Annotated in this window: 12 protein-coding genes; 8 read left to right on the forward strand and 4 right to left on the reverse strand. The window is 66.9% G+C overall.

Annotated features, from left to right (window positions below; translation table 11 throughout):
• Positions 1-487: 487 nt before the first annotated feature.
• Positions 488-1,393: an energy transducer TonB gene (locus tag LOY33_RS01835; protein WP_043862143.1), complete on the reverse strand. Its 906-nt coding sequence runs from the start codon at positions 1,391-1,393 to the stop codon at positions 488-490.
• Between the two features lie 99 nt (positions 1,394-1,492).
• Complete coding sequence (gshB, locus tag LOY33_RS01840) at positions 1,493-2,446, reverse strand: glutathione synthase (protein ID WP_043862142.1); 954 nt, start codon at positions 2,444-2,446, stop codon at positions 1,493-1,495.
• A 210-nt stretch (positions 2,447-2,656) separates the two neighbouring features.
• Here gshB and pilG point away from each other — a divergent pair, with 210 nt between their 5' ends.
• The 7 genes from pilG (at position 2,657) to LOY33_RS01875 (ending at position 12,602) form a co-directional block, all read left to right on the forward strand.
• Entirely contained in the window at positions 2,657-3,067 is a 411-nt protein-coding gene (pilG, locus tag LOY33_RS01845) for a twitching motility response regulator PilG (protein WP_043862141.1), read from the forward strand.
• 48 nt (positions 3,068-3,115) lie between these two features.
• Complete coding sequence (pilH, locus tag LOY33_RS01850) at positions 3,116-3,481, forward strand: twitching motility response regulator PilH (protein WP_043862140.1); 366 nt, start codon at positions 3,116-3,118, stop codon at positions 3,479-3,481.
• Complete coding sequence (locus tag LOY33_RS01855) at positions 3,478-4,032, forward strand: chemotaxis protein CheW (protein ID WP_078479846.1); 555 nt, start codon at positions 3,478-3,480, stop codon at positions 4,030-4,032. The genes pilH and LOY33_RS01855 overlap by 4 nt, the downstream gene beginning before the upstream one ends.
• A 15-nt stretch (positions 4,033-4,047) precedes the next feature.
• Positions 4,048-6,096 carry a methyl-accepting chemotaxis protein gene (locus LOY33_RS01860; RefSeq protein WP_043862138.1) on the forward strand — a complete coding sequence of 683 codons (2,049 nt, stop codon included), beginning with the start codon at positions 4,048-4,050 and terminating at the stop codon, positions 6,094-6,096.
• 17 nt (positions 6,097-6,113) lie between these two features.
• A complete protein-coding gene (locus tag LOY33_RS01865) occupies positions 6,114-11,450 on the forward strand; it encodes an Hpt domain-containing protein (RefSeq protein WP_408980673.1) in 5,337 nt (1,778 codons plus the stop codon).
• Entirely contained in the window at positions 11,443-11,907 is a 465-nt protein-coding gene (locus tag LOY33_RS01870; RefSeq protein ID WP_043862137.1) for a chemotaxis protein CheW, read from the forward strand. Before LOY33_RS01865 ends, LOY33_RS01870 begins: the two co-directional genes overlap by 8 nt.
• Positions 11,908-11,984: 77 nt before the next feature.
• Positions 11,985-12,602 (forward strand): PAQR family membrane homeostasis protein TrhA, encoded by a 618-nt coding sequence (locus LOY33_RS01875; RefSeq protein ID WP_043862136.1) that lies wholly within the window; start codon positions 11,985-11,987, stop codon positions 12,600-12,602.
• A gap of 69 nt (positions 12,603-12,671) precedes the next feature.
• Here the strand turns inward: LOY33_RS01875 and LOY33_RS01880 are convergent, their stop codons facing one another.
• Both LOY33_RS01880 and LOY33_RS01885 read right to left on the reverse strand, forming a co-directional pair.
• A complete protein-coding gene (locus LOY33_RS01880) occupies positions 12,672-13,391 on the reverse strand; it encodes a 16S rRNA (uracil(1498)-N(3))-methyltransferase (protein ID WP_043859631.1) in 720 nt (239 codons plus the stop codon).
• A gap of 110 nt (positions 13,392-13,501) precedes the next feature.
• Complete coding sequence (locus LOY33_RS01885) at positions 13,502-14,908, reverse strand: adenosylmethionine--8-amino-7-oxononanoate transaminase (protein ID WP_123753314.1); 1,407 nt, start codon at positions 14,906-14,908, stop codon at positions 13,502-13,504.
• Between the two features lie 189 nt (positions 14,909-15,097).
• Here LOY33_RS01885 and LOY33_RS01890 point away from each other — a divergent pair, with 189 nt between their 5' ends.
• On the forward strand, positions 15,098-16,840 hold the full coding sequence (locus LOY33_RS01890) for a flavin monoamine oxidase family protein (RefSeq protein WP_258660945.1): 1,743 nt from the start codon (positions 15,098-15,100) through the stop codon (positions 16,838-16,840).
• Positions 16,841-16,952 lie beyond the last annotated feature (112 nt).

Consider the following 16,952-nt stretch of genomic DNA (forward strand, 5'->3'; position numbering starts at 1 on the left):
TCGGATGTCTATCAACGAAGCAATCGGAAATTTCTTTACTAGTGAGGTAACGCTTACAGGACGCGGTGACCCCGAACGCGCTTATCTGGTCTGTGTCAGTGGGACCGGAGAATACTGCGGCGAAGGTAAGACGTACGAGAATGGGTGTTTCACAATTACCTTCAAGCCACCTGGCCCAAACCCTCACCATGGCTACCAATTTACGGTTAGGCATCTTGAAGACGATGGCACAGTAGGCAACAACCTGAACTGGTCTACTGCCGTCAACAACCCACTCGAAGGTTAATGATCTGACATGGCGAGTTGAAACTCTTCTCACTGTCTATCAGTTGAGGCATGCCTCGCAGTTATTGTAAGTGCTGGTCCTGCTTCAATTTCGCGACAACATTTTTTGTTGGCCAGCTTCGGTAGTTTTGATTACGAACACTCGTACTTACAGGTGTTGCTTGAGCCGCTTGACGATGTCAGGCGAGTACACCTTCGGCGATCAGTTGCTCGACAACCGATCCCCACGGGCGAAGCGCCACGTTCGAACAATTTCCAGCCGATCGATATCCGACAGGTCCCCGGTAAACGGCGCAAACGGCGCCGCCAGCCTCACGATGCGCTGCGCCGCCTGGTCCAGCAGCGGCTGCCCGGAAGATTCGAGCACCAGCACCTCGTACAGCGAACCGTCATGGTTGATCGACACCAACAGGCGCAAACTGCCATAGATCTGCTGGCGGCGGGCCTCGTCCGGGTAGTTGAGGTTGCCGATGCGCTCGACCTTCTTGCGCCATTCATCCTTGTACCAGGCACCCTTGTCGCGCATGGTCGAAGCCGCGCTCAGGCGGTGGATGCGCGGGCGCTTGGCATACAGCTGCTGTTCGTTGGCCAGCTCCGCCTCGAGGCTGGCGATCTGGCTGGACAGGTCGGCGCTGTCGAACGTCGGTGTGGCCGCCTTGGGTTGCACCTTGGGCTGCTGCTCCTTGGGGCGGGTCTCGACCTTCTGCGGCTTGGGCCTGGTGGTGGCCACCACCGCCTTGGGCGGGGCCGGCTGGGGCGCCACTTCGGGCTTCGCGGCCGGGGGCGGCGTCACCTTGTTGATCTTGCTGTCCTGGAACGGGGCGATCTCGGTGGTCTTGGGCACTGCCTTCTTGTCCAGCGTGCCGCTGCCCTGCTGGTTGTCCTGCGCCAGGTAATCGGCCTTCTTCGGTGGTGCCTCGCTCTTGAAGGTGGCCAGGGTGATTTCCATGGTGCGGCGGATTTCTTCAGGCTTGGCGAAGGTAAACCCCAGGCCCAGGATCAGCGCCAGGTGCAGCAGCGCCGCCAGGAACAGGGTAAAGCCCAGCCGGTCCGCCGCGCGGACACGGGGCGGGGCAAAATCGGCAGGAAGGTCGGCAGGAAGCGTCATCGATTATCCAGCAGCCGGGGCAGGGCCGGCGCAGCGGGGTGCCAGTCGAGAATGGACCGGCATGATACCCCACAACGCGGGCCCGCCACTTGTCGGCGGTCAGCGTGCCTTGAGCTTGCGATCAATGGCGTCCATCAACTGCGCGCCGATCTGCGTGCCGTAGGCGTTGTCGATTTCGCGGATGCAGGTGGGGCTGGTCACGTTGATTTCGGTCAGGTGCTCGCCGATCACGTCCAGGCCGACGAACAACAGGCCCTTCTCGCGCAGGGTCGGGCCCACCTGGGCGGCGATCCAACGGTCGCGCTCGGTCAGCTCGCGGGCCTCGCCACGACCGCCGGCGGCCAGGTTGCCGCGGGTTTCGCCGCTGGCCGGGATGCGCGCCAGGCAGTACGGCACCGGCTCGCCGTCGATCATCAGGATGCGCTTGTCGCCGTCCTTGATCGCCGGCAGGTAGGCCTGGGCCATGATCTGCTGGGTGCCCAGGGCGGTCAGGGTCTCGAGGATCACCGACAGGTTGGGGTCGCCCACGCGGTGGCGGAAGATCGAGGTGCCGCCCATGCCGTCCAGCGGCTTGAGGATCACGTCGCCGTGCTTGGCGGCGAATTCGCGGATGATGTCCGGGCGCCGGCTCACCAGGGTTGGCGGCGTGCACTGCGGGAACAGCGTGGCGAACAGCTTCTCGTTGCAGTCGCGCAGGCTCTGCGGACGGTTGACCACCAGCACCCCGGCGGCCTCGGCCTGCTCCAGCAGGTAGGTGCTGTAGACGAACTCCATGTCGAAGGGCGGGTCCTTGCGCATCAGGATCACGTCCAGCTCGCTCAGCGCGGCGTCGGTCTCGGCCTCCAGCTCGAACCAGTGCTCGGGGTCGGCGAACACCTTGAGCGGGCGCATGCGGGCACGGGCCACGCCTTCGCTCTGGTACAGGTCGTGCTGCTCCATGTAGAACAGCGACCAGCCACGGGCCTGGGCGGCCAGCAACATGGCCAGCGAGCTGTCCTTCTTGTAGGAGATCTGCGCGATGGGGTCCATGACAATCCCGAGGCGAACGCTCATGGGGTATTTCCTCTCGGCGGCGTGCTGCCGCAGTGGCTCGAATTGAAGTGCGTCAGGGTGGCGCCCGGCGGGCTGGCGGTCAAGGGGAAACGTCAGCCGGCAGGCATCGGCGCTGGGCGCGGCGAGGCTCGATGGAATGCACCCCCAGAGTGTGCTAAAAAGGCCTGGCACGTGGCCTGCAAGGCCCTTCCAGGCGATGGTAGAGCAATTATGGTACAGCCCGACACGGCGTTGAAGGTGATGGTGATCGATGACTCCAAGACGATTCGCAGCACTGCCGAAAAGCTGCTGGGCGAAGCCGGTTGCGAAGTCGTCACCGCGGTCGACGGTTTCGACGCCCTGGGCAAGATCGTCGACCACACCCCGGGGATCATCTTCGTCGATGTGCTGATGCCGCGCCTCGATGGCTACCAGACCTGCCTGCTGATCAAGCAGAACAGCGCGTTCAAGGACATCCCGGTGATCATGTTGTCGTCGCGCGACGGCCTGTTCGACAAGGCGCTCAGCCGCCAGGTGGGCTCTGATCAATTTCTGACCAAACCTTTCAGCAAGGAAGAACTGCTGGATGCGATCCGCGCCCATGTGCCGGGTTTCGCCGCAGAAGAACAACCCGCACCCTGACGCTGCCGCCCTCCTGGCTGCGGCGTCATGCCTTTATTGGGGAACAGCATGGCCCGAGTTCTGATCGTCGACGATTCGCCGACCGAAATGTACAAACTGACCGGAATGCTCGAAAAGCACGGGCACCAGGTGCTCAAGGCCGAGAACGGCGCCGATGGCGTGGCCCTGGCCCGCCAGGAAAAGCCCGATGCGGTGCTGATGGACATCGTGATGCCCGGCATGAACGGCTTCCAGGCGACCCGTCAGTTGAGCAAGGACGACGTCACCAAGGGCATCCCGGTGATCATCGTCACCACCAAGGACCAGGAAACCGACAAGGTCTGGGGCCAGCGCCAGGGCGCCAGCGACTACCTGACCAAGCCGGTGGACGAAGACACCCTGATCCAGGTCCTGAACAAAGTTCTCAAGGCTTGACCACGCGGCGCATGGGCGAATCGCTGACCGCCTTCGAGCTGTTGCTCGAAATCGACCGGCGCTGTCGCCTGCTGGCGGCCGACCTCCCATTGCAGGAAACCCGCCTGCAGACCTGGAGCGGCATCGGCTTTCGCATGGCCGAGCACTGGTTCGTGGCGCCCATGGGCGAGGTCGCCGAAGTGCTGCAGGAACCCCGGCTCAGCCGCATTCCCGGGGTCAAGCCATGGGTGGCGGGGGTGGCCAACCTGCGCGGGCGGCTGTTGCCGGTGATGGACCTGTGCGGTTTTCTCGGCCTGGGCCTGTCGGTGGTGCGCAAGCAGCGGCGGGTGCTGGTGCTGGACCACGAGGAGCTGTTCGCCGGGCTGCTGGTGGACGAAGTGGTGGGCCTGCAGCACTTTGCCCTGCACGGCCTGGAGCTGTCGCCGCCGGCGCCGCTGCTGCCGGCTGCGGCCCCCTTCGTGCAGGGGCACTTTCAGCGCGAGCACTGCTGGGGCATTTTCAGCCCCTTCGCCCTGGCCCAGGCGCCAGGCTTTCTCGATGTGGCGTTGTAAAGGGATGCCAGACCTGTGACCAAGTTCAAGACCCGCCCCTCGGTACAAGGCTCGCGCAGCAGCGCGCAGATCGCCGCACTGTTCATCGTGCTGATCCTGTCGATCATTCTGCTGTTCGCCAACTTCGCCTACCTCAATACCCAGGCCAACTACGACAAGCAGTACATCGGCCATGCCGGCGAGCTGCGCGTGCTGTCCCAGCGCATCGCCAAGAACGCCACCGAGGCCGCTGCCGGCAAGGCCGTGGCGTTCAAGCTGCTCAACGATGCGCGCAACGATTTCGAACAGCGCTGGGGTTACCTGAAAAAAGGCGACCCGGCCACCGGCCTGCCGTCGGCCCCGGTGGCGGTACGCGGCGAGATGGATGCAGTGCAACGCGACTGGGAGAGCCTGCGCAAGAGCACCGACGCGATCCTGGCCAGCGAGCAGACCGTGCTGTCGCTGCACCAGGTGGCCGCGACCCTGGCCGAGACCGTGCCGCAGTTGCAGGTCGAGTACGAAAAGGTGGTGGAGATCCTGCTGCAAAGTGGCGCCCCCGCCAGCCAGGTGGCGGTGGCCCAGCGCCAGTCACTGCTGGCCGAGCGCATCCTGGGCTCGGTCAACACCGTGCTGGCCGGCGACGACACCGCGGTGCAGGCCGCCGATGCCTTCGGCCGCGATGCCAGCCGCTTCGGCCAGGTGCTCGACGGCATGCTCGGCGGCGCGCCCTCGATCCAGGTCACCCGCGTCCAGGACCCGGATGCCCGTGCGCGCCTGGCCGAGATCGCCGAGCTGTTCCAGTTTGTCGCAGGCTCCGTCGACGAGATTCTTGAAACCTCGCCCGAGCTGTTTCGCGTGCGCGAGGCGGCCGGCAGCATCTTCAGCCTGTCGCAGACATTGCTCGACGAAGCCTCGCACCTGGCCAACGGCTTCGAGAACCTGGCCTCCGGCCGCACCCTGGATACCGTCGGCGGCTACGTGCTGGGCCTGCTGGCGCTGGCCTCGATCATCCTGATCGGGCTGGTGATGGTGCGCGAAACCAATCGCCAGCTCAGCGAAACCGCTGAAACCAACGAACGCAACCAGCAGGCGATCATGCGCCTGCTCAACGAGATCCAGGAACTGGCCGACGGCAACCTGACCGTCACCGCCTCGGTCACCGAGGACTTCACCGGGGCCATCGCCGACTCCATCAACTATTCCATCGACCAGTTGCGCGACCTGGTGGCGACCATCAACCTCAGCGCCGAGGAAGTCGCCAGCGCGGTGCAGGAGACCCAGACCACCGCACACCTGCTGGCCAAGGCCTCCGAGCACCAGGCCCAGCAGATCACCGATGCGTCGATTGCGGTGGGCGACATGGCCGAGTCGATCGACCGGGTGTCGGGGCACGCCTACGAGTCGGCCAAGGTGGCCGAGCGCTCGGTGGCCATTGCCAACAAGGGCAACGAGGTGGTGCACAACACCATCAACGGCATGGACAACATCCGCGAGCAGATCCAGGACACTGCCAAGCGCATCAAGCGCCTGGGCGAGTCGTCCCAGGAAATCGGCGACATCGTCAGCCTGATCGACGACATTGCCGACCAGACCAACATCCTCGCCCTCAACGCGGCGATCCAGGCGTCGATGGCCGGCGAGGCCGGGCGCGGCTTTGCGGTGGTGGCCGATGAGGTGCAGCGGCTGGCCGAGCGCTCATCCTCGGCCACGCGCCAGATCGAGGCGCTGGTGCGCGCGATCCAGGCCGACACCAACGAGGCGGTCATCTCCATGGAGCAGACCACCGCCGAAGTGGTGCGCGGGGCGCGTCTGGCGCAGGATGCCGGGGTGGCGCTGGCCGAAATCGAGGGTGTATCGCAGACCCTGGCCGAACTGATCCACAGCATTTCCGATGCCGCGCAGTTGCAGACCTCTTCGGCCGGGCAGATCTCCCACACCATGGCGGTGATCCAGCAGATCACCTCGCAGACCTCGTCCGGCTCGACCGCCACCGCCGAGAGCATCGGCAACCTGGCGCGCATGGCCAGCGAGATGCGCCGTTCGGTGTCGGGCTTCACCTTGCCGCCAACCACGGAGCCGCGCTGACCGGCGCGTGGGACTTTATGGCTACTAAAGTGCGTATCGCCGAGCGCCACGACAAGGTGGCCCTGGCCTGGGTCAAGGGCCCCATCGACGACTGCCTGGCCCAGGCCCGCCAGGCGTTGGAGCAGTTTGCCGGCGACGCTGGCGACAGCCAGGTGCTGGAGCGTTTCGACGCGCCGCTGCGCCAGGTGCGCGGCTGCCTGCAGATGCTCGAGCTGGAAGGCGCGGCCTTGCTGACCCGTGAAATGCAGCAGCTGGCCCAGGCCCTGGGCGAAGGCCGCGTGGCCTCTCGCGGTGACGCGCTGGGCGCGTTGTTCAGGGCACTGGAGCAGTTGCCGCAGTACCTGCAACGCCTGCGCGGCGCCCGGCACGAGCTGCCGTTGCTGGTGCTGCCACTGCTCAACCCGTTGCGTGCCGCGCGTGGCGCGCCGGCGCTGGCCCAGGCCAGCCTGCCGGGCGAGCAGGCCGTCGCCGAGCCCGCTGCGGGGCTAGGCCTGAGCCTCGGCGCGCTGCGGGACCCGCTTGAGGCGGTGCCGGGGCGCGATGCGATGCGTTCGGTGGTGCTGGCAGTGCGCGAAGACCTGGTGCGCATCAAGGAGCAACTGGACCTGTTCGTGCGCAGCGACCGCCAGCAGGTCGAGGCGCTGGCCCCGCTGCTGGCGCCGTTGCGCCAGATCGCCGATACCCTGGCGGTGCTCGGCTTCGGCCAGCCGCGCCGGGTGATCATCGACCAGGTGACGGTGCTTCAGGCCCTGGCCCAGGGCCAGCGGGTGCCCGAGGATGCGCTGCTGATGGATGTTGCCGGGGCGCTGCTGTATGTCGAGGCGACCCTGGGCGGCATGGTGGGCTCGATCGAGTCGGTCAGCCAGGCCAGCGTACCCGGCACCGACCTGGACGACATTCGCCGACTGGTGCTGGACGAGGCCCACGGCGTGCTGCTGCAGGCCAAGGACCTGATCGCCGATTGCCTGGAGGCCGGCTGGGATCGCCTGCGCCTGCAACCGCTGCCGGGGCTGTTCACGCAGATCCGCGGGGCGCTGGCGATGCTCATGCTGCCCCGGGCGGCGGCGCTGGTGCGGCGCTGCCATGATTACGTCGAGACCCACCTGCTGTACGCCGAGCGGCTGCCGGACAACGCCGCGCTGGATCACCTGGCCGATGCCCTGTGCAGCCTGGAGCTGTACCTGCAATGGCGTGCCATCGACCCCCAGGCCGACCTGGACGAATGGCTCGAGCGCACCCAGCAGGCCCTGGCCGCACTGGGGTTCCCGAGCCTGCCGCCGGCCCCGCCGGCACCCGCGCCTGCGCCCGAGATGCACGAGGCGCCGCTGGACGACGAGCTGCGCGAGGTGTTCCTGGAGGAAGCCGAGGAGGTGCTGCAGCAATTGCAGCAGCACTGGGCGATATGGCGGGGCAACCCGGCGGCACGTGACGCGCTGGTGGAAATGCGCCGCGCCTTCCACACCCTCAAGGGCAGCGGCCGCATGGTGCGCGCCCAGGTGCTGGCCGAGCTTGCCTGGGCCGCCGAGCACCTGCTCAACCGCATGCTCGAAGGCCGCGTCGAAGCCAGCGGCGATGTGCTGGCCGGGCTCGAGCAGAGCATTGCGCTGCTGACGCCGTTGCTGGACGAATTCGCCCAGGCCCAGGCTCTGCCCCATGCCGAGGTCGAGCGCCTGGCCACGCGCCTGCATGCGCTGGCGATGAACGAACCGCTGGGCGTGACAGCCCCGGAGCCGGCCTTCGACCCGCGCCTGCTGGAGATCTTCCGCAACGAGGCGCAGACCCACCTGGCCAGTGTCGACGAGTTCCTGCAGGCCGCCGAGGCGCAGTTGCCGGTGCCGGTCAGCGACAGCCTGCAACGGGCGCTGCATACCCTCAAGGGCAGCGCCGCGATGGCCGGGGTGGTGCCGATCGCCGAGCTGGCCAGCGCACTGGACCTGCTGGCCCGCGAATTCAAGGCCCACCAGCTGGGCCTGGACCTTGACGAGCTGTACCTGCTGCAGATGGCCGAACCGCTGCTGCGCCGCGGTCTGGCACAGCTCGACAGCACCCCGCTGGCACCCATCGGCGGTGCCCGGACCCTCATCGAACAGATCGACCAGGTGGTTGCTGCGCGCCTGCAGGCACTGCGCGATGCGCCGAGCCAGGGCCTGCGGGTCAAGCGCGACCCGCAACTGATCGCCAGCTTCCTGGCCCAGGGCATGGACATCCTGCTGGACGCCGAAACCCTGTTGCAACGCTGGCAGGAGCACCCCGGCGAGCGCCAGGAGCTGACTGCGCTGCTGGATGAACTGACCACCCTGGGGCAGAGCGCGCACCTGGCCGACCTGTGGCAGGTGGACGAACTGTGCGAGGCGCTGCTGGACCTGTACGGGGCGGTGGAGGAGAGCAGCCTGGCGGTCAGCGAGCGCTTCTTCGGCGAGGCGCAACGGGCCCATGAAGCCCTGATCGACATGCTCGACCAGATTGCCGCCGGCCAGGAAGTGGACCCGCAACCGCAACGCCTGCACGCATTGCGCGAGCTGCTCGAGCAAGGCCTGGCGCCGGATGCCATGGGCCTGGTGCGCAGCCAGGGCGAGCAGCCCGGACAGATCGCCGAACTGGGCGACGCCACCCGCGCGCTGCAACGCCAGGCGCACGACAGCGAGGTGGTCGAGCTGTTTCTGGAGGAGGCCCGCGACATCCTCGAAGGGGCCGACCAGGCCCTGGCGCGCTGGGCCGGCGACCCCGACAACGGCTCGGCGCTGTCGTCGCTGCAGCGCGACCTGCAGACCCTCAAGGGTGGCGCACAGCTGGCGCAGGTGGGTGCGGTCGAGGTGCTGGCCCAGGAGCTGGAGTTGCTCTACGAGGGCCTGGTCGATCGCCGTTACCAGCCCGGCAGCCTGTTGCCGGGCCTGCTGCGTGAAAGCCATGCGTTGCTCGGGCGTCTGCTCGAGCAGGTGCAGCAGGGTCAGGCAACGGAGCTGGTGGTGGAACAGCTGGCAGCCCTGCGCGAGTTCCGTCACACCGCACCGGCACCCGAGCCCCAAGGCAAGCCGGCGGAGCCCCAGCGTCACGAGGGCGACAAGGAACTGCTGGAGATCTTTCTCGAGGAAGGCTTCGACATCGCCGAAAGTGCCGGTGCCGCGCTGCTGCGCTGGCAGGCCGACCCGCGCAACGGGGTGGAGGTGGAGAACCTGCTGCGCGACCTGCACACCCTCAAGGGCGGTGCGCGCATGGTCGAGATCGCGCCCATCGGCGACCTGGCCCATGAACTCGAATTCCTCTATGAACACCTGGCGGCCGGGCAGTTGCAACCCAGCCCGGCGCTGTTCAGCCTGCTGCAGAACTGCCATGACCGCCTGGCGCACATGCTCGATGCGGTGCGCCTGCACCAGCCGCTGCACGCCGCCACGGCGCTGATCGACTATATCCGCAATTTCAGCAGTGCTGCCCTGAGCGACACCGCCGCCGCAACGCCCGGCGCCGAGGTTGCCCCGGTGGAAGTGGCGGCGCCGAGCCCGGAGCGTGCCCCGGCCGACATGGTCAAGGTGACGGCCGAGCTGCTCGACGACCTGGGCAACCTGGCGGGCGAGAACTCGATCATTCGCGGGCGCATCGAACAGCAGGTGAACGATGCACAGGTGGCCCTGGGCGAGATGGAAACCACGCTCGAGCGCATGCGCGACCAGCTGCGCCGGCTCGATACCGAGACCCAGGGGCGCATCCTCAGCCGCCAGCAGAGCGAAGGCGAGGCGCTGGGCTATGACGACTTCGACCCGTTGGAAATGGACCGTCATTCACAGTTGCAGCAGCTGTCGCGGGCCCTGTTCGAGTCGGCCTCCGATCTGCTGGACCTGAAGGAAACCCTGGCCGTGCGTGCCCATGACGCCTACAGCCTGCTGCAACAGCAGGCGCGGGTGAACAGCGAGTTGCAGGAAGGCCTGACGCGCACCCGCATGGTGCCGTTCGAGCGCCTGGTGCCGCGCCTGCAGCGGGTGGTGCGCCAGGTTGCCAGCGAGCTGGGCAAGCAGGTCGAGCTGGTGGTGGGCAATGCCGAGGGCGAGCTGGACCGCAGCGTGCTCGAACGCATGGTGGCGCCGCTGGAACACATGCTGCGCAACGCCGTCGACCACGGCATGGAAAACCGTGCGGCGCGCCTGGCGGCGGGCAAGCCGGAGCAGGGCACCATCGCCCTCAACCTGCTGCACGAAGGCGCCGATATCGTCATCGAAATGACCGACGATGGCGCCGGCGTGCCGCTGGAGGCGGTGCGGCAAAAGGCGATCAAGCGCGGCCTGCTGGACCCGGCCACCGAACTGAGCGACCACGAGGTGATGCAGTTCATCCTGCGGCCCGGGTTCTCCACTGCCGAGAAGATCACCCAGATTTCCGGGCGTGGCCTGGGCATGGACGTGGTGCACGAAGAGGTCAAGCAACTGGGTGGCTCGATGGTGATCAACTCGGTGCCGGGCAAGGGTGCGCGTTTTCTGATTCGCCTGCCGTTCACCGTGTCGGTCAATCGCGCACTGATGGTGAACTACGGCGAAGAACAGTACGCGGTGCCGCTGAACACCATCGAGGGCGTGGTCCGTGTACCGCCGGCCGAGCTCGAGGCCTGCTACCAGCTGGACCCGCCGTGCTACCGCTACGCCGGCCACCGTTATGAACTGCGCTACCTCGGCGAACTGCTGCAGGGCGAGGTGCAGCCGCGGCTGCTGGGGCAGAGCCTGCCGCTGCCGGTACTGCTGGTGCAGGCCCACGACCAGCAGTTCGCCGTGCAGGTGGACAGCCTGGCGGCCAGCCGTGAAATCGTGGTCAAGAGCCTTGGCCCGCAGTTTGCCGCAGTGCACGGGCTGGCCGGGGCGACCCTGCTGGGCGATGGCCGCGTGGTACTGATTCTCGACCTGCTGGCGCAACTGCGTGCGCTGCACCTGCAGTTGTCCAAGGTGGCCCAGGGCGCCGCACGCCTGCGCCTGGAGCACCCTGGCAATGCCGCCGCACGTCCGTTGCTGGTGCTGGTGGTGGACGATTCGGTCACGGTGCGCAAGGTGACCGGGCGCCTGCTGGAGCGCCATGGCATGAACGTGCTGACGGCCAAGGATGGGGTCGATGCCATGAGTGTGCTGGCCGAACACCGTCCCGACATCCTGCTGCTGGACATCGAGATGCCACGCATGGATGGCTTCGAGGTGGCCACCCAGGTGCGCCAGGACCCGCACCTGAAGGACCTGCCGATCATCATGATCACCTCGCGCACCGGCCAGAAGCACCGCGACCGGGCCATGGCCATTGGCGTCAACGACTACCTGGGCAAGCCCTACCAGGAGTCGGTGCTGCTGCAGAGCATTGCCCGCTGGAGTACCCCGCATGCTTGAACAGACCCCTCGCAACAATCGGCGCAACACCCTCACCGGGCTGTTGCTGCCGTTGAGCGACCGCAGCCTGGTGCTGCCCAACGTGGCGGTGGCCGAGCTGATCGGCTACCAGCCGTGCACGCCCTTGCCGCATCAGCCGGCCTGGTTGCTGGGCTGGATCGACTGGCGCAGCCAGCGCCTGCCGCTGCTGAGCTTCGAGGCGGCCTGCGGTGGCCAGACCCAGGTTGGCGAGCGCGCGCGCATCGTGGTGCTCAATGCCCTGGGCGATACGCCGCGGCGTTTCTTCGCCCTGCTGGTGCAGGGCATACCGCGCACGTGCAAGCTCGACAGCCAGCTCAACTACGTCGATGTGCCCCTGGCGCCGCTGGAGCTGGCGGCGGTGCAGGTGGGCGAGCAGGTGGCGCGGGTACCGGACCTGCCCGGGCTGGAACAGCTGTTGCAGACGGCCGGGGCCTAGTACCAACCGCGTAATGCACTTGATGCCGGGCTTGTGTAGGGTAGGGGAGCGAATCATTCTACGGAGGGCATCAATGCATGTACCACGGTGAACGTTTCAATGCCTGGACCCACCTGGTGGGCGCGGTTCTGGCCTGCATCGGCGCGATCTGGCTGCTGGTGGTGGCCGGGATGCAGGGCGACCCCTGGAAGATCGTCAGCCTGGCCATCTACGGCTTCACGCTGATGCTGCTGTACAGCACTTCGACCCTTTATCACAGCGTGCGCGGGCGGGCGAAGGTGATCATGCGCAAGCTCGATCACCTGTCGATCTACCTGCTGATTGCCGGCAGCTATACCCCGTTCTGCCTGGTGAGCCTGCGCGGTCCGTGGGGCTGGAGCCTGTTCGGGGTGGTGTGGGGGCTGGCGGTTATCGGCATGCTGCAGGAGATCAAGCCGCGCTCCGAGGCGCGCGTGCTGTCCATCGTGATCTACGCACTGATGGGCTGGATCGTGCTGGTGGCGGTCAAACCGCTGCTGGCCAGCCTGGGTACGGCGGGGTTCGCCTGGCTGGCGGCGGGGGGCGCGCTGTACACCATCGGCATCATCTTCTTTGCCTATGACAGCCGCTTCCGCCATTGGCATGGCATCTGGCACCTGTTCGTGATTGCCGGCAGCCTGCTGCACTTTATCGCGATATTTTTCTACGTGCTTTAGGGCCCCTTCGCCGGCAAGGCCGGCTCCTGCAGTAGGAGCCGGCCTTGCCGGCGAACGCCGCGACGCGATCTAGAAGTCGCCCCACAGCTGCTGCGCCACCGCCAGCGCCACCACTGGCGCGGTTTCGGTACGCAGCACCCGCGGGCCCAGGCGCGCGGCATGGAACCCCGCCGCCTTGGCCTGCTCCACTTCTACCTCCGACAAGCCGCCTTCCGGCCCGATCAGAAACGCCAGGCTCGCGGGCCTGGCATGGCTGGTCAAGGGTTCGGCCACCGGGTGCAGCACCAGTTTCAGCGCCTCGTCTCGCGCCTTGAGCCAGTCTGCCAGCAGCACCGGCGAATGGATCGTCGGCACTGTCGAGCGCCCGCATTGTTCGCAGGCACTGATCGCCACCTGGCGCCAGTGGGCCAGGCGCTTGTCGGCACGTTCGTCCTTCAGACGCACCTCGCAGCGTTCGCTGACGATCGGGGTGATCACGCTGGCGCCCAGTTCGGTGGCCTTCTGGATCGCCCAGTCCATGCGCTCGCCACGGGACAGGCCCTGGCCCAGGTGCACGTGCAGGGGGGATTCGGCCTGGCCGGGGAGGGCCTGGGCGAGCGTGACGCGCACGCTCTTCTTGCCGACCTCGAGCAGTTCGCCCAGGTATTCCTGGCCGCTGCCGTCGAACAGTTGCACCGCATCGCCCGGCGCCATGCGCAGCACGCGGCCGATGTAGTGGGCCTGGGCCTCGGGCAGGTCGTGCTCGCCCAGGCTCAGGGGGGCGTCGATGAAGAAGCGGGACAGTCTCATGGTTCTGCTCTGAGTAAGATGGAGGCAGTTCGGGCGCCATCGCGGGTCAAGCCTGCTCCTGCAGGGTCACAGGTGATCCCTGTGGGAGCGGGCTAGCCCCGCGATGCTGTTTAGCCCGGATCGCGGAAATCAGGATGGAAATCGGCCGGCACCGCCACGCTCACGCTGCTGCGCGTGGCGATATCGATGCCCTCGCTGGCCACCTCGGCCAGGAAGTCGATCTGTTCGGGGGTGATCACGTACGGCGGCAGGAAGTACACCACGCTGCCCAGCGGGCGCAGCAGCGCACCACGGGTCAGGGCATGCTCGAACACCTTCAGGCCACGCCGCTCCTGCCACGGGTAGGCGGTCTTGCTGGCCTTGTCCTGCACCATCTCGATGGCCAGGGCCATGCCGGTCTGGCGCACTTCGGCCACATGCGGGTGGTCGACCAGGTGCGCGGTGGCCGCGGCCATGCGTGTGGCCAGGGCCTTGTTGGCCTCGATCACGTTGTCCTGCTCGAAGATGTCCAGGGTCGCCAGCGCCGCAGCACAGGCCAGCGGGTTGCCGGTATAGCTGTGCGAGTGCAGGAACGCGCGCAGGGTCGGGTAATCGTCGTAGAACGCGCTGTACACCTCGTCGGTGGTCAGGCACGCGGCCAGCGGCAGGTAGCCGCCGGTGAGGGCCTTGGACAGGCACAGGAAGTCGGGGCGGATGCCGGCCTGCTCGCAGGCGAACATCGTGCCGGTGCGCCCGAAGCCTACGGCGATCTCGTCGTGGATCAGGTGCACGCCGTAGCGGTCGCACGCCTCGCGCAGCAGCCTGAGGTACACCGGGTGGTACATGCGCATGCCGCCGGCGCCCTGGATCAGCGGTTCGACGATCACGGCGGCGATGCTCTGATGGTGCTCGGCCAGGGTCTGTTCCATGGCGGCGAACATCGTGCGCGAATGGTCTTCCCAGCTCACGCCCTCGGGGCGCAGGTAGCAGTCGGGGCTGGGCACCTTGAGGGTGTCGAGCAGCAGTGCCTTGTAGGTCTCGGTGAACAGCGGCACGTCGCCCACCGACATCGCCGCGATGGTCTCGCCGTGGTAGCTGTTGCTCAGGGTGACGAAGCGCTTCTTGTCCGGCTGGCCCTTGTTGAGCCAGTAATGGAAGCTCATCTTCAGCGCCACTTCGATGCACGAGGAGCCATTGTCGGCGTAGAAGCAGCGGTTCAGGCCCTCGGGGGTGAGCTTGACCAGGCGCTCGGACAGCTCGATCACCGGCTGGTGGCTGAAGCCTGCGAGGATCACGTGTTCGAGCTGGTCGACCTGGTCCTTGATGCGCTGGTTGATCTTCGGGTTGGCGTGGCCGAACACGTTGACCCACCAGGAACTCACCGCGTCGAGGTAGCGCTTGCCTTCGAAGTCTTCGAGCCATACGCCTTCGCCACGCTTGATCGGGATCAGCGGCAGGTGCTCGTGGTCTTTCATCTGGGTGCAGGGATGCCACAGGACCTTGAGGTCACGTTCCATCCACTGTTGATTCAGGCCCATGGGCTCTCTCCTGGCGACGCGGGTTCGGGTAACCGCGCAAGCCTATGCAAAGCGCCGGGGCAGGACAACCCATAAGGCGCAAACGGTGCGGGCATTAGTGGCAGGCCCGGGCGGCCTGACGTATCCTTCACCGACGTTTTTCCCGGGGGGTTCACCCCGCATTTCCGCCTTTGATCCGGAGTTCGCCGAATGTCTGCTGGTTGGCTGCGCGCCTGCGCGCTGGTAATGATAGGGCTGTTCAGCGCGGGCGCCCTCGCGGCTGCCAAGCAGCCGACGGCCATCGTGGTCGGTGGCGGCCTGGCAGGCCTCACCGCCGCCTACGAACTGCAAAACAAGGGCTGGCAGGTGACCCTGCTGGAAGCCAAGCCGGGCATGGGCGGGCGTTCGGGCCTGGCCACCAGCGAGTGGATCGGCAACAGCAAGGCCCAGCCGACCCTCAACCGCTACCTCGACACCTTCAAGCTGGCCACCCTGCCGGCGCCGGAGTTCGTGCGCGTACCGAGCTACCTGATCGATGGCGAGTACTTCAGCGCCGCAGACCTGGCCACCAAGCAGCCGGCCACCGCCGAGGCACTCAAGCGCTACGAGAAGACCCTCGACGACCTGGCGCGCTCGATCAGCGACCCTGAAAACCCGGCGGCCAACAGCACCCTGTTCGCCCTCGACCAGCTCAACGTTTCCGGCTGGCTGGACAAGCTGCAACTGCCACCGACCGCGCGCCAGCTGGTCAACCAGCAGATCCGTACCCGCTATGACGAGCCTTCGCGCCTGTCGTTGCTGTATTTCGCGCAGCAGACCCGCGTGTACCGCGATGTGAGCGATCGCGACCTGCGCGCCGCCCGTCTGCCTGGCGGCAGCCCGGTGCTGGCGCAGGCTTTCGTCAAGCAACTGAAGACCATCAAGACCAGCGCACCGGTCAGCGCGATCATCCAGGACAAGGACGGCGTCACGGTCAAGGTCGGCGCGGTGGGCTACAGCGCCGACTACGTGGTGCTGGCGGTACCGTTGCGCGCCCTGGCCAAGATCCAGATGACCCCGGGCCTGGACAACCAGCACCTGGCGGCACTCAAGGGCACCAACTACGGCTGGCGCGACCAGCTGCTGCTCAAGTTCAAGACCCCGGTCTGGGAAAGCCGTGCGCGCATGTCGGGCGAAATCTACAGCAACACCGGCCTGGGCATGCTGTGGATCGAGCCGGCGCTCAAGGGTGGCGCCAACGTGGTGATCAACCTGTCCGGTGACAACGCGCGCCTGCTGCAGGCGTTCGGCGACAAGCAGATGGTCGACCAGGTGCTGATTCGCCTGCATGCGTTCTACCCGCAGGCGCGTGGCGCGTTCACCGGTTATGAAGTGCGTCGCTACAGCACCGATGCCGGTACGGGCGGTGCCTACCTCGCCTACGGGCCGGGGCAGATCAGCAAGTTCTGGCGCCTGTGGGAGCGTCCGGTGCAGCGCGTGGCGTTTGCCGGCGAACACACCGATGCGCTGTACCCCGGCACCCTGGAAGGCGCTCTGCGCAGCGGCCAGCGCGCGGCGGGCCAGGTGGTGGACATGTCCAATGGCAAGTCGTTCGACCCGGCCAAGCTGGCGCCGGTGGCGGCCGGGGCCGCAGCGGCAGCGGTGGCGGCCAAGGACAGCAAGCCTGGCTTCTTCTCGCGGTTGTTCGGTGGCGGTGACAAGCCGGTAGACAAAGCGCCGGCCAAGCCGGTTGATGCGGCGCCAGCTCCTGCGCCAGCCCCAGCCCCAGCCCCAGCCGCTGCACCTGCGCCGGCGCCAACGCCCGCTGCGGCTGCGCCAGTAGCCAGGCAGGCGCCGGCAAAGCCTGCGCCTGCTGCCAAGAAGGCCCCGGCGAAAGCTGCGCCAGCCAAGAAGCCTGCGGCCAAGCCGGTGGCGAAGAAGCCGGCGGCGGCTACCCAAGCCAAGACGCAGTAATGCAGTGACCGCATCGCGGGTCAAGCCCGCTCCCACAGGATCGCCGAAGACCCTGTGGGGGCGGGCTTGACCCGCGATGCGCGTCCAGCAGCACCAGAATTCCTTCCTGCCG

Origin of the sequence: Pseudomonas sp. B21-036, from assembly GCF_024748925.1 — a bacterium.
GTDB classification, from domain to species: domain Bacteria; phylum Pseudomonadota; class Gammaproteobacteria; order Pseudomonadales; family Pseudomonadaceae; genus Aquipseudomonas; species Aquipseudomonas palmensis.

Bases quoted from the DNA above. Each gene is read 5' to 3' on its own strand.
- LOY33_RS01880 (WP_043859631.1), bottom strand. From the start codon at position 13,391: ATGAGACTGTCCCGCTTCTTCATCGACGCCCCCCTGAGCCTGGGCGAG.
- LOY33_RS01865 (WP_408980673.1), top strand. From the start codon at position 6,114: ATGGCTACTAAAGTGCGTATCGCCGAGCGCCACGACAAGGTGGCCCTG.
- LOY33_RS01870 (WP_043862137.1), top strand. From the start codon at position 11,443: ATGCTTGAACAGACCCCTCGCAACAATCGGCGCAACACCCTCACCGGG.
- LOY33_RS01875 (WP_043862136.1), top strand. From the start codon at position 11,985: ATGTACCACGGTGAACGTTTCAATGCCTGGACCCACCTGGTGGGCGCG.
- LOY33_RS01890 (WP_258660945.1), top strand. From the start codon at position 15,098: ATGTCTGCTGGTTGGCTGCGCGCCTGCGCGCTGGTAATGATAGGGCTG.
- LOY33_RS01885 (WP_123753314.1), bottom strand. From the start codon at position 14,908: ATGGGCCTGAATCAACAGTGGATGGAACGTGACCTCAAGGTCCTGTGG.
- LOY33_RS01835 (WP_043862143.1), bottom strand. From the start codon at position 1,393: ATGACGCTTCCTGCCGACCTTCCTGCCGATTTTGCCCCGCCCCGTGTC.
- gshB (WP_043862142.1), bottom strand. From the start codon at position 2,446: ATGAGCGTTCGCCTCGGGATTGTCATGGACCCCATCGCGCAGATCTCC.
- pilG (WP_043862141.1), top strand. From the start codon at position 2,657: ATGGTACAGCCCGACACGGCGTTGAAGGTGATGGTGATCGATGACTCC.
- pilH (WP_043862140.1), top strand. From the start codon at position 3,116: ATGGCCCGAGTTCTGATCGTCGACGATTCGCCGACCGAAATGTACAAA.